At 42.0% G+C, this 12,259-nt stretch carries 12 protein-coding genes and 3 tRNA genes; 7 read left to right on the top strand and 8 right to left on the bottom strand.

Translation table 11 applies throughout. The features are described from left to right. Positions 1 to 160 precede the first annotated feature (160 nt). The 5 genes from LNTAR_RS25325 to prfH all read left to right on the top strand — a co-directional run bounded on the left by LNTAR_RS25325 (position 161) and on the right by prfH (position 3,981). Entirely contained in the window at positions 161 to 985 is an 825-nt protein-coding gene (locus LNTAR_RS25325; protein ID WP_007278005.1) for a type II secretion system protein, read from the top strand. Between the two features lie 140 nt (positions 986 to 1,125). Beyond that, positions 1,126 to 1,395, top strand: a complete 270-nt coding sequence (locus LNTAR_RS25320) for a hypothetical protein (protein WP_007278004.1) — start codon at positions 1,126 to 1,128, stop codon at positions 1,393 to 1,395. A 2-nt stretch (positions 1,396 to 1,397) separates the two neighbouring features. Next, positions 1,398 to 1,955, top strand: coding sequence for a HEAT repeat domain-containing protein (locus LNTAR_RS07210; RefSeq protein ID WP_007278003.1), 558 nt, complete (start codon positions 1,398 to 1,400; stop codon positions 1,953 to 1,955). 308 nt (positions 1,956 to 2,263) lie between these two features. After that, positions 2,264 to 3,373, top strand: a complete 1,110-nt coding sequence (locus tag LNTAR_RS07205) for an RNA ligase RtcB family protein (protein ID WP_040914461.1) — start codon at positions 2,264 to 2,266, stop codon at positions 3,371 to 3,373. Beyond that, positions 3,370 to 3,981 (top strand): peptide chain release factor H, encoded by a 612-nt coding sequence (gene prfH / locus LNTAR_RS07200; protein WP_007278001.1) that lies wholly within the window; start codon positions 3,370 to 3,372, stop codon positions 3,979 to 3,981. Before LNTAR_RS07205 ends, prfH begins: the two co-directional genes overlap by 4 nt. 40 nt (positions 3,982 to 4,021) lie before the next feature. Here the strand turns inward: prfH and LNTAR_RS07195 are convergent, their stop codons facing one another. The 8 genes from LNTAR_RS07195 to sppA form a co-directional block, all read right to left on the bottom strand. Then, entirely contained in the window at positions 4,022 to 5,305 is a 1,284-nt protein-coding gene (locus LNTAR_RS07195) for an O-acetylhomoserine aminocarboxypropyltransferase/cysteine synthase family protein (RefSeq protein ID WP_007278000.1), read from the bottom strand. A gap of 851 nt (positions 5,306 to 6,156) precedes the next feature. Continuing rightward, positions 6,157 to 6,609, bottom strand: coding sequence for a transposase (locus tag LNTAR_RS27910; RefSeq protein WP_007277999.1), 453 nt, complete (start codon positions 6,607 to 6,609; stop codon positions 6,157 to 6,159). Further along, positions 6,593 to 7,252 (bottom strand): IS110 family transposase, encoded by a 660-nt coding sequence (locus LNTAR_RS27905; RefSeq protein ID WP_007277998.1) that lies wholly within the window; start codon positions 7,250 to 7,252, stop codon positions 6,593 to 6,595. Before LNTAR_RS27905 ends, LNTAR_RS27910 begins: the two co-directional genes overlap by 17 nt. 489 nt (positions 7,253 to 7,741) lie before the next feature. Next, positions 7,742 to 8,200 carry a crossover junction endodeoxyribonuclease RuvC gene (locus tag LNTAR_RS07185; protein WP_007277997.1) on the bottom strand — a complete coding sequence of 153 codons (459 nt, stop codon included), beginning with the start codon at positions 8,198 to 8,200 and terminating at the stop codon, positions 7,742 to 7,744. Between the two features lie 226 nt (positions 8,201 to 8,426). Continuing rightward, positions 8,427 to 8,499, bottom strand: a tRNA-Met gene (locus LNTAR_RS07180). Between the two features lie 14 nt (positions 8,500 to 8,513). Continuing rightward, positions 8,514 to 8,590: transfer RNA gene (locus tag LNTAR_RS07175), tRNA-Asp, on the bottom strand. Between the two features lie 35 nt (positions 8,591 to 8,625). After that, positions 8,626 to 8,702: transfer RNA gene (locus tag LNTAR_RS07170), tRNA-Asp, on the bottom strand. Between the two features lie 99 nt (positions 8,703 to 8,801). After that, the gene (gene sppA, locus LNTAR_RS07165) at positions 8,802 to 10,565 is read right to left on the bottom strand and encodes a signal peptide peptidase SppA (RefSeq protein WP_007277996.1); all 1,764 of its coding nucleotides are present in this window, start codon (positions 10,563 to 10,565) and stop codon (positions 8,802 to 8,804) included. A 227-nt stretch (positions 10,566 to 10,792) separates the two neighbouring features. Between sppA and LNTAR_RS07160 the strand changes: the two genes are divergently transcribed. Beyond that, positions 10,793 to 11,401 carry a BamJ family beta-barrel-assembly machinery protein gene (locus LNTAR_RS07160; RefSeq protein WP_007277995.1) on the top strand — a complete coding sequence of 203 codons (609 nt, stop codon included), beginning with the start codon at positions 10,793 to 10,795 and terminating at the stop codon, positions 11,399 to 11,401. A 162-nt stretch (positions 11,402 to 11,563) separates the two neighbouring features. Continuing rightward, the coding region (locus LNTAR_RS07155) for an arsenic resistance protein (protein WP_007277994.1) at positions 11,564 to 12,259 on the top strand (696 nt) is incomplete at its 3' end.

Raw genomic sequence — 12,259 nt, 5'->3', positions numbered from 1 at the left:
ATAGATTTGAGCTCAAAACAGGGCTCAAATCGTTCATAAAGCACTTGTTTCACAGTCATGATGAGACAATTAAATGTCGTGATTTGACAAATATAGCCACTTGATTTTTATCTGCTTACGTAGTTTAATTATTAGATAATCAATAATTAATGGATCAAGAATGAAAGATAAAAAATTCTCACTCATAGAACTACTCGTCGTAGTGGCTATCATTGGCATTCTTGCCAGCTTTCTCCTTCCTACACTCAAAAAAGCACGTGACTCTGCCCGCCGCGCTTCCTGTATGAGCCAAGAAAAACAAATTGGTATCGCTTTTGCCATGTACCATGGTGATAACGACGGCTACTACCCTGTCTATGGTAGCCCCACTGACAATATTTCTTGGGATGATCAATTAGGTGATTATGACGGTAGAAAACTTACTCAAGTGCAAAAAGAACTTCAAGAAATTAACGATAACCAAAATATAAATAATTCTTTATATTCATGTCCTGGTAGTATTCAACAACGAAATGGACTTCCACTTAAATCTTATTCAATTGGTCAAGACTATGGTGACATAGGCGGTAGTCCTGCCGTTCGTGGTACTGCAGGTTGGAATGGGACAGATCCTTGGTCGCTTAATGCTTCTCAAATTGTCGATGCCAATGACTTTACTGTAATGATGGAAGTTCATAACACTCAAAATATTATGGGCTTCTCTAGAGCTACAGGTGTAGGTCGCCACTCTATGGGGCATGTCACTTCAAGTTACTCACCTGTTAATCTTCCCGGAGACGGAAACGTCAAAGGTGGTATAAGTGGTTTTTATGTACATTCACCCACTCAATTGAAAATGAACTTCCTCTACGGAGATGGTCACGTAGAATTCAAATCACCCGCAGCAACTGTAGGCACATGGCGCGATAATTTTTATTCAGGCACATGGACGGGATGGTGGGAAATGCAAGATAGTGACGATACCCAATGGAACGCTCTTGATTAGAACTCGTCCACTACACCCTTTACATTTAAAGCCTCCGTTTATTCTGAGGCTTTTTTATTTTTTAAATAAATTCATTAATTGCTTTTCCTATCTACCATTTTAAATTGATATCCTTATACACGTAAAAGGAGTCTTGTGTAATGGCCAGACCAAATCATGAGCAATATAAAAATGATGCTCGTTCAAGTCGAGAAATTGTTGTTGCCTACAGAGCTGTTATCGAAGATGAAAGTGAGGCCGTTAGTCTAGCCACGGTTCACTATCGTGGTGGTAAAGAAGAATTTAACCTAGGCAAAGAATATGCTCAGAGTTCAGACCCTTGGGATCGAGCTACTGGGGCTGATATTCTTGCACAATTGGGCTGGGGTAACAAAAAAAATTCCTACAAGAATCTGTTGACATCCTTTTAGCTATGCTTTCGGATCCTGATACTGAAGTTCTTTACTGCACCGCAGTTGCCTTAGGTCATCGCCGAGATCCACGTGCCATTCCTCATTTAATAAAACTCGCCAAACACCCCTGTGAAGATGTCCGTTATGGGGTCGTTCATGGTCTATTAACTTACGAAGATCCAATAGCGATTTCTTGCTTAATTGACTTAAGTAAAGATTCTGACGAAGACGTCCGCAACTGGGCAATCTTTGGCTTGGGAACTCAAATTGAAACGGATACATTAGAAATTCGAGATGCACTCTTTGACTCACTCCATGATTCAAATGATGAAGCTAGGGGAGAAGCTTTAATTGGTTTAGCAGAACGAGGCGATCGAAGAGTAGTAGAAGCACTTTTAAAGGAGTGGGATCGAGAATTCATTGGGCGTCTGAGTATTGAAGCCGCAGAAAAAATAGCCGACCCACGACTCTTAGGTCGACTTGAATCATTTGCAGAAACCATGGATTTAGATGATGATAAAACTTATCAAAATCAATTAAACCGAGCGATTAAATCCTGTAATAACTTTTATGGATAATTGCTTCTTAAGGTCCTTTCTTACATTTAATGGCGAACTTTTTTAAAATACACACTTGTGTCATAAAAAAATCTTACTATAATCTAAGTACTTAAAAAATTTACGGAGACGCATCATGCAAAATAGAAAACTCACAAGAGGATCTTTCTAGTCTCCCGCTCCTTTAGCTGGGCGGGTGCCCAGTAACTTCCTCCACATACCTTTTTGAGACGGGTCAATGACCTCGTCTTTTCATTTATTTATGATTCCAAAATTGGAATAATTTTTCCTAAAGCTAAGGCTTTGGGAGCAGATTATGAGGGAAAGTTATTAATACTTCATCACCTACAGAAGTCCGGCTCGTGGCTTCGAATAAAAATTGGATCGAAGGATCCGCACTCGAGCAACTCAAACAAACGGCGAGCTTGCCAGGCATGAAACTGGCCGTGGGGCTTCCCGATCTTCATCCCGGACGTGGCAATCCGATTGGAGCCACTTTCTATTCGGAGGGGATATTTTATCCCTACCTCGTAGGAGGCGATATTGGCTGCGGCATGGGTCTTTGGCAGAGCCAGCTCAAAGTTCGCAAGACCAAACGTGATCGCTGGGTTCAAAAACTTGGCAATCTCGGTTCCCCTTGGCAGGGAGATCGCGAGGCTTTTGTTCAGGAGCAAAAACTACCACAATGGGACGATGCACTCGGCACCATTGGCGGTGGCAACCACTTTGCTGAGCTACAAAAAATTGAAGTGGTCTTTGACCAAGAGCTCTTCGAAAAAGCGGGGCTTAGTAAAGATTACTTGCAGCTCATGGTACACAGTGGATCTCGTGGCTTAGGGCAAGCGATTCTACGGCGTCACACCTCGCGCTTTGGAGCCGCAGGTCTCATTTGCGGCAGCGAAGAAGCCGAAAGCTATCTGCAAAAGCACAATTATGCACTGCAGTGGGCCGAGGCGAATCGTCAGCTCATCGCCAAGCGTTTCTTAGACGCACTTGGCAGTCAAGGCCAGCGTATTGCCGATATTAATCACAATACGCTTACTCCTTGGAAACAGGGCTGGTTGCATCGCAAAGGAGCTGCCCCTGGAGATAAAGGCATTGTCCTCATCCCCGGTTCTCGCGGTAGCCTGAGTTATATCGTTCGTCCCATTGGCGACCTCGATTTCAGTGCTTGCTCACTTGCTCATGGTGCAGGTAGAAAGTGGAACCGCTCGCAATGTAAAGCGCGCTTTAGCCCGCGTTTTAGGGTCAAGGATCTTCAGCAAACTTCTTTGGGAAGTCGCGTTATCTGCGAAGACAAAGAATTACTTTACGAAGAACTCCCCGAGGCCTATAAAAATATTGATGTGGTCATTCAGGACTTAGTAGACTTCGGCCTGATCGAAGTGATTGCTAGCCTGCGTCCCGTCATTAGCTACAAGACTCGGAGGTCAAAATGAATGCTTGGATTCAATTTTCTTCTGGTCAAGGGCCGCGTGAATGTGAACGGGTACTCTGGCATATTTTCAAAATCTTCTGCCGTGAGGCTGAAGACGAAAATATCCAATGCGAGCTAATTAAAGCGGAAAAGGGTAGTGAGAAAAACTCTTTTCGCTCCTTGCTCATAAGCTTGGAAGGAAATCAGCTCGAAACGCTGCGAAAAAACTGGGAAGGAAGCCTACTTTGGCGAGCTCCCAGTCCCTTTCGTCCCCACCACAAACGACGCAATTGGTTTGTGCAGGCGAGTTTTTTTGCGATCCCCGCAAAAGCTGAACTTGATTTGTCGCAAATCAAGTTTGAAGCCCAACGAGGATCGGGTCCCGGCGGCCAGCATGTCAACAAATGTGCTACGGCCATTCGAGCTTATTATGCACCACTTCAGCTCTCGATTCTTTGTAATGAAGAGCGCTCTCAGTATCGCAATAAAATGCTCGCGATGGCCCGCGTTCTCGAAGCCTTAAATTTGCATCATTCGCAAAAAGAAGGCGAAGAGAGCAAAGCTCAAAGGCAAAAGCATTATCAACTCGAACGCGGCAATCCCTGCCGTACTTTCAAAGCTAAACTCTAAAGGAAACCCTGGTGGAATTAATCACCAGGGTTTTTACTGATCAGATCTTGGCTAAGGCCTGATCAAAGTCGGCAATAATATCCTCTATACTTTCAATACCCACAGAAACGCGAACAAAGTCGGGCTTAATACCAATTTTCAATAAGTTCTCTTCACTCAATTGTTGATGCGTTGTCGAAGCTGGGTGAATCACTAGTGTACGCGAGTCACCGACATTGGCTAAGTGATAAGCCATTTCCACTGAGTCAATAAACTTTTTGGCTTGCTCAACCCCACCTTTGATGCCAAAACCAAAGACGGAACCAAATTGGCCCGATGCAAAATACTTCTTGGCTCTTTCATGAGATGGGTGATTTTCTAAACCTGTAAAATTCACCCAACTGACTTTCTCATGAGATTCGAGATAATGGGCGAGCGCTAGGGCATTTTCAGCATGCTTCTCTAAACGCAGTGGCAGAGTCTCCAAACCCTGAATCACTTGAAATGAATTAAAGGGACTCGGGCACATACCTATATTGCGCATTCCTTCCACACGCGCCTTTATGATGTAAGCGACATTGCCCATACCGGGCACATCACCAAGTGCCTCCCAGTAAACAAGACCATGATAACTTTCATCTGGAGTCGTAAAGTCATCATAACGTCCTTGTCCCCAGTTGAAATTGCCACTATCGATGATCAAACCGCCAATACTCGTCCCATGACCTCCAATCCATTTTGTACAAGAGTAAACGACGATATCCACGCCGTGTTGAAAGGGCTTAAAAAATACGGGTGCAAAAGTATTATCGACCATAAAAGCGATGCCATTTTGATGTGCGGACTCCGCAATTTCCTCAAAATCAATCACGTCACCCTGAGGATTGCCTATGGACTCCGCATACACGAGCTTGGTATTCTCTTTCACTGCAGACTGAATATTTGCAGAGCTAAAATCTTCCAAGAAAGTTACTTCTATGCCAAATTTCTTAAGCGTATAACGGAAAAGTGTTTCAGTCCCACCATAAAGTGATGCTGATGAAATAATATGATCTCCAGACGAAGCCACCGTTGTGACCGCTAAGAAAATGGCCGACATGCCACTCGCGCAAGCCAAGGCTCCTGTTCCCCCTTCAATATCCGCCATCCTTTTTTCGAGGACATCAGTCGTTGGATTCATCAGTCGAGTATAAATATTGCCAAATTCACTCAGAGAAAAGAGATTAGCCGCATGTTCACTTGAATTGAAGGCGTAACTCGAAGTTTGGTAAATCGGCACTGCTACCGCATTTGTACTAGGATCAAATTTAAACGAACTATGGAGAGCTTTACTTTGGTCTTGCATCTTATGCATCCTCATTTTTTTTAAACTCCAAACACTACTTCCAAAGAAAAAACTTTCCTAATTTTAGAGTAGATAAATGCCTTAGAAATAATAAAAATCAGAATTTAGGTTCATTTGTGAGTTCGGTAGACTGTAGGATGCACCATGAGGAGGATGACTAAGAGAATCATGATTGTGAGTGCCCACATTTAGGTCCGATATATGTCGGGCTCACATCCGCGAGCCCTCATTTTATCAAATCTATTTTTGGTGTGGCTCACACCACACGCTACTTCATACCGGTAATTTGTACATTAAAGAGAGATCTTTCACATAGACTCTAAGATCATAGAGTCTTAGTTCTCATCCTCAAACCGTTCTGTGGCGGTGTCTTAAATTAACATGATTACCCATCCATTTAGCCATATTTGTCAAGTAGACAATAATCTATTGTATCCGTTTTTTGTTATTTTTGCTTAAAACGAAGCTTAGAATTAGCTCTTTACTTTGTGCCCATCTTGATTTCAACTTTGTGGGTACGAGTCTTCACAAAAGTGAAGCCCTCCAGCCATCCATATAAGGTCAACGGTTTTAAAGGAACCGTGTTGATCAGTCCAACTTTTTCTTTTAGCTGCGCTCAACGCCTTAGAAACTCCTAACGGTCATATCCTCGCCGTCCCATTCAGTTGGGTGTTAGGGCTCAGTCCTTCTCTATTGGACTGTCCAGGGTTTTAGGGGCTCGGGGAGGAGTGGGTCATCATCAGTAAATTGCTGTGAGTGTAAAGTGTACACTCAGCCATATCCTAATCAGTTAAGTTGTTTCGACGGAACAAGGGTAATCAATAGGTTCATGACTGAGGTACTAAATTTATTTAATGAACTTTTTTTGTGAGTCGCTCATATTTTTCTCTGCCGAAAAAATCGATAGGATCAAAAGGTTTCTTTCGTAAAAGCATAAAATAAATAGCTCGGCATATTTTATGTATAAAGATGGATCGTCCTTTGCGTTTACCGTGACGTTGATCGAGTTCATCGGCAAAGAATTTCATTACTGGATCTGATTTTGCTAACATTGCGATTTCACCAAAGGCCCACTTTAAGTTAGGGTTGCCCATTTTTGTCCCACTATAACCATAACTTTTTCCCGCACTTTCTTTTTTGCATTTAACAACGCGACAGTAACTTGCATAATCACCTGGAGTTTTAAATCTTTGAATATCATGAGTTTCATAAACCAGAGTCATACCTAAAATATCTCCGATACCTTTCATTGATTTCACTATTTCAAAATCTTCTTTGAACTGAGAGTCAAGGGTGAATTTCACAAGGTCCTTTATCTATTTGTTTTAACTGATCAGTAAACATCTTTAGTAAATCGGCGTTGAGTTGATAGTTTCGAGCCATAGCATGATCTTCTGGTAGGAATGTCTGAAGATCCATGAACTGAAGTGATGACTTTGCATTTCGTCGAAGCTCAGCAGAACTATGTTTTAAATTATTTTGGTCTTCGAAGAGATTAAGATAAATTGATATACCTGAGCGAATACTCACGAGCTTGATTCGACGGCGTAGTAGATCTCGGTGAGAACGAAACCGACGTGGACAAGCATACGCTTTGGGCAGGAGATTAGTTCGTAACAAATCTGTTATTTTTTTACTGTCTATTTTATCGTTCTTTGCTTTACCTCCATGAATTGCTCCCATATAAAGGGCATGGCCTAGGGCAAATTGAACGGGCTCTGTTTCACAAAAATCAGATAATTTGTACCAGTTGTAAGTAGTTTCGCAGGCAATAGTAAGGTCATCCCAATAAGGAGAGAGGATTTTCTTCATGTACTGAAAGTCATTATTTTTGATCTCTGTGTGCACGTATATTTTTCCTTCTTTGTCCATCACGCAGATATAAGACATCGATTTGTGAAGATCAATTCCGCAGTGAAATTTTGTTTTTGTAGTATACATTTTCATGGCAATATCCTTTTTTGTTTTGTGGAATTACAATTTAGGTTATTGCCATTTCTTTGCCAAATTTTGTAGATCACGTTTGACCGTGAGTACTATTGGCTAAGCGTACTATCAGCTAACGATGTATATACATCTACAGCATATATAAATTATGGTGAAACCATTAAACTTTAATTAGCTTAGGAAAAAGCCCTAAGACAAACGAAGGGAGGAACATATCATGCCTCTAGGTATGAAACTGAGAAGGCTGCTTAAGTAGTGTACCTAAAGGCACACAATTTTTTACCTTTGTACTAAACCCCACATTACATGTGGGGCTATTTAAAGTGACATCGCTCTGCGATGTAAGTTCTCATCGTTAAGTGGATAATCGTATAAATTAAAGCTATATGAGTACTGCCCTTCTTGAGATTAAAGAGCCAATTCACTCGATTTACGAGATCGCCATACGAGGTCTCTTTACGACCCTATTGACGAAGGTGTTGAGTCGAACTATTTCTTCTCTAAATGATTGAGCGTTAATAAAGCTAAATCGCGTTTCGTTTTGGGTAAATCACCCTCAATATTTCGAGCAAATAAATCATCATTTTTGAGCGTTTCTTTAACTTTGCCCGATTGTGCAAAAGTTGCTGCTGGGCTAATGAGTTTGACTTGAGTTTTGGTACTCATCGCAGCGGCCACACAAATACCTCTGATTTCAGCCGTATGTAAGTGCGCGAGATTCATGTCTTGTGTCGAGACACTCGCTTTGATCAAAATAAAATTAACCTGATGTAGGGCAATAAGCTTTTTCAATTGTTTAAAGAGCTCGCCGATATCAGCCGTTCTAGAAGTACTTTTACTGAGCTTCAAAGCCCCTTGATCAAGGAGAGTGAGTTTCTCAGCATCATCGTTTTTGATCAGTACATAAGTGATTTCTTTACCCGCAGGGCGAAGTGATAGTATTGTCATTTTTATAAACCCTTTTAGGTAAAGTTATTATTGATAGAAATAGAAATTTTATTAATTCCCCTCCAGTATACAAAAGACATGATAAATAACAAAGTCGAACGCCCATTAATAGAATGATTGTTAAAGAGGACTTATTGGACATGCTCTTTTAGCCCAGCGATGAATTGATGAAGCTTGCCTCGTTCTGAGGCACTAAAAAAGGTCGTAACTTGCGTTACGACCTTAGTAGTGGAAGAGGGACTTGAACCCACGACAGACGGATTATGATTCCGTTGCTCTACCAACTGAGCTATTCCACCATGAGTTTTAAGAGTGGCGAGGTTGACGAGACTTGAACTCGCAACCTCTGGCGTGACAGGCCAGCGCTCTAACCAATTGAGCTACAACCCCACTCGAAAAAATATTGCTATAAGAAGTGCTTGAAGTGGCGAGGTTGACGAGACTTGAACTCGCAACCTCTGGCGTGACAGGCCAGCGCTCTAACCAATTGAGCTACAACCCCGCTTCAAACATTTCGTTTAGCGTGCTTAGAGAATACACAAACTTTTTTCTTATGCAAACGTCTTCCTCGAAAAAATCAAAAGATTTTTTTTAGACGCTATTATTGCGCCCATCGTGGGTCTAAAACGAGGGTATTTTCCCCTTGAAGCAAAGTCAGATATTGGAAGAACTTATGAATTTCTTGGGTGAGTTGCGGCTGATGAATTTTTAAGTTTAACATCAATTCTGTTAGCCAAGCAGAATTCATTGATTTTACTGTGATTGGATCGTAACTGACGAATTCATCTTCTTTTTCTTGCGGGCGAAAGCTCTCCATGAGCATTTCTTCAAAGCTTAATTGTTTGGGAAAAGTTTCGAGACTATAGCGTTTGAGTCCAGCTTGCTCTTTGGCATCATTAATCGCTTCACGTAAACCACCGATTTTATCGACGAGTCCCAATTCCTTTGCCTGCAGACCTGTGTAAACACGCCCGCCGGCCATGGCTTCGAGGTCGCCCTTAAGTTTACCTTCGCGCCCTTGAATGATACGTCCCTTAAAGACATCGTAGACGCGATTCATTGATTCAGTTATCTTCGCACGCTGATCTTCATTAAAGAAACTCGTTGAACTATTAATGTCGCTATATTTACCAATTTTGAACTCGTGAGTACTAATGCCGATCTTATCAAACATCTTCGACATGACCAGTTTCCCTCCTAAAACACCAATGGAACCCGTAATCGTTGCGGACTCCGCATAAATGGGCTCACCAAAGACCGCCGAGTAGTAGCCACCACTCGCCGCGACGTTACTCATAGATACAACAAAAGTTTTGCCTGTCTTTTTAAATTCCTCCGTTGCCTGACAGATCATTTCACTTGCTAGAGCCGAACCACCAGGTGAATTAATACGCAAGACCATGGCTTTCACTTTATCGTTTTGCGAAGCTCGCATAATGTAGCGACGCAAGGCTTCACCCATACGTGTATCAATCGTTCCATCGAGATTCACCAGTGCAAGGATATCATTATTCGATTTCTTTTTGGGGGCACTCAATTTTTGAAAAAATGAGATCGCATCCATCATATTATTAATCTTGGGGGGCTCAAAACTCTTTGGCATACCATAATTCAATTTAAAATCAGCTTTGGCATAAGTCTTTTTCAAGCGCTTTATGAACTCATTATGATATTCGAGCGTATCTACCAACTTGTGATCAAGAGCCTGCTGACTCGAAAATAGGCCTTCATCAATGAGTGCGCGGTAAGCTGCTGCGTCTTTACGCTCACTCGTGGCGCAGGACTTCGTCACTTCGACAAATAAGCCCTCACCCAATTCTCTTTGCTGCTTCGCTGCTTCTTCACTTGGAGCGGTTAAATAGAAGGGTTCGCCTGCACTCTTGTAATCACCGATGTGAACGATGTCGGCTTCGAGCCCCAACTTATCGAGCATGCCTTTAAAGTAGAGTTGTTGCATTGCCAAACCACGGAAGCTCACACCACCTTCGGGGAACAAGCTAATTTCGGTGCTCTGCGCTAAAGGAAGCGATGCTTCATCCAAACCATGCGTATAGAGATAAACTTTTTTGCCTGCTTTTTTGATCTCGTGAATACGGCGTAAGAGCTCTTGCTTCTGTGCCAAACCCAAGCGCATGCCTTCGGCATAGAGGACGACGGCTTTGACGTCATCCTTACTCACACAATAATTTAAGCAAGAGAGTAAGTGCATAAAATTTAAGGGACGAATTTTCTCGGGATTGAGAATTTCATTAATCCCCGGCTCAGGCAAAGTCTCGCCCATAACATGGCCCAAGCGGTAGACTGCAATTAAGTCTTTGGAAAAGACTGGGAAAGAAAAGAAAAATAACAATAATAAAAATCTCATAAAGTACCTCAATAAAATAGTCTGAATTCACATGAAGCTAATACTGATTACTACGAATTACAAGGGAAATTTCATAAGCATTAAACTTTGAACGAAAACAATATAACTGAGGCCAGTAGTCATCGACCAAAGACTCAGTTTTATCGGCCTTATGAGCATGACATCAATAGCTTGAAAGCTTCGCTTCGACCCTTATACTCAGCCATCTCAAAACAAAAGGAATACATATGAGCACAGACCAAGAAAAATTGTCGACTATGATTGGTCGTCAAATTTTTGACAATCTCAAAGGCCAAGGCCTTGCAGATGAACTCGATTTCAAAGTACTCGGAGCTAGCCTCCTCGACGCTTCTGAAGGTAAAGAAAACCCTTTCACTGCTGCTGATGAGCAAGCTGTTTTCGGTGCACTCCAAGAGCGCATGCAAGCTAAACAAGCTGAGCAATCTAAAGAGCTCGCAGCTGCTGGAATCGACTTCCTCGCTGAAAACGGCAAGAAAGATGGCATCACAACTACGGCAAGTGGTCTTCAGTACCGCGTTGTCAATAGTGGCGATGGTCAAACTCCTACAGCTTCATGCACAGTAGAAACTCACTACGAAGGTCGTTTAATCAACGGCGAAGTTTTCGATAGCTCTTACCAGCGTGGCGAAACTGTTTCATTCCCAGTGAATGGCGTTATCCAAGGCTGGCAGGAAGCTCTTCAGCTCATGAAAGCTGGTGACAAATGGGAACTTTTCATCCCTTACGAACTCGCTTACGGTGCAGCTGGAAGTCCTCCCAAAATCGGACCTTGCGAAACTTTAGTTTTTGACATCGAGCTTATTGCTGTAAAATAATCTCCCTCAAAAACATTCTAAAGAGCGTCGTTTCATTTACGACGCTCTTTTTTTGTGCCACGCTTCTCTTTGAACTATTTTTGATTTTACCTTATGATCCATTAAGTTCCTAGGTATTCACGGATCAATTGACTAAGCCGACTCAACCTCAGGATTCTCATTATGGATAAAACAAAAAGTTTAGGCATCTTTGAAAGGTACCTCAGTATATGGGTAGGTCTCGGCATAGTTGCCGGCATCTTACTCGGTCGTTTTATGGGTGATGAAATAAAACATTTGGGTGACTTCACCTATGCCAACGTCAATATTCCCATTGCCATTTTAGTGTGGTTTATGATTTACCCCATGATGGTGCAAATTGATTTTAGTTCGATCAAAAATGCCGGTCGAAAACCAAAAGGCCTGATTCTAACTTTATTTATCAACTGGGGACTCAAACCTTTTTCGATGGCCTTTTTTGCTTGGCTCTTTTTTGATAATATTTTCAAGGGGTTTTTAAATCCTGAACAAGCCCAAGAATATTTTGCAGGCGCCGTTTTATTAGGCGCTGCCCCCTGTACGGCGATGGTTTTTGTGTGGTCCTACTTAACTGATGGTGACCCCTCTTATACTTTGGTACAAGTATCGGTCAATGACCTCATCTTGCTCATTGCCTTCATTCCCATAGTTAAGTTTTTACTTGGTGTCAATCAAGTAGAAATCCCTATGGATACCTTAACGATGAGTGTGATTATTTTTGTTTTGGTCCCACTCATTGCGGGTTTTCTTTCAAACCGAATTTTGATAAAAAAACACGGCGAAAAATGGTTTAAAGACGTCTTTTTAAAGAAGCTCAAACCCTTCTCGATTATCGCTCTC

This window comes from Lentisphaera araneosa HTCC2155, from assembly GCF_000170755.1.
In the GTDB taxonomy this organism is placed as follows: domain Bacteria; phylum Verrucomicrobiota; class Lentisphaeria; order Lentisphaerales; family Lentisphaeraceae; genus Lentisphaera; species Lentisphaera araneosa.
This window is presented reverse-complemented; position numbering and strand designations above follow the sequence as displayed.

Excerpts from the sequence above, each read along its gene's own strand:
- LNTAR_RS27905 (WP_007277998.1), bottom strand. The coding sequence starts at position 7,252 with ATGAAAATGTATACTACAAAAACAAAATTTCACTGCGGAATTGATCTT.
- prfH (WP_007278001.1), top strand. The coding sequence starts at position 3,370 with ATGAATGCTTGGATTCAATTTTCTTCTGGTCAAGGGCCGCGTGAATGT.
- LNTAR_RS07195 (WP_007278000.1), bottom strand. The coding sequence starts at position 5,305 with ATGCAAGACCAAAGTAAAGCTCTCCATAGTTCGTTTAAATTTGATCCT.
- LNTAR_RS07160 (WP_007277995.1), top strand. The coding sequence starts at position 10,793 with ATGAGCACAGACCAAGAAAAATTGTCGACTATGATTGGTCGTCAAATT.
- LNTAR_RS07185 (WP_007277997.1), bottom strand. The coding sequence starts at position 8,200 with ATGACAATACTATCACTTCGCCCTGCGGGTAAAGAAATCACTTATGTA.
- sppA (WP_007277996.1), bottom strand. The coding sequence starts at position 10,565 with ATGAGATTTTTATTATTGTTATTTTTCTTTTCTTTCCCAGTCTTTTCC.
- LNTAR_RS07210 (WP_007278003.1), top strand. The coding sequence starts at position 1,398 with ATGCTTTCGGATCCTGATACTGAAGTTCTTTACTGCACCGCAGTTGCC.
- LNTAR_RS25320 (WP_007278004.1), top strand. The coding sequence starts at position 1,126 with ATGGCCAGACCAAATCATGAGCAATATAAAAATGATGCTCGTTCAAGT.
- LNTAR_RS25325 (WP_007278005.1), top strand. The coding sequence starts at position 161 with ATGAAAGATAAAAAATTCTCACTCATAGAACTACTCGTCGTAGTGGCT.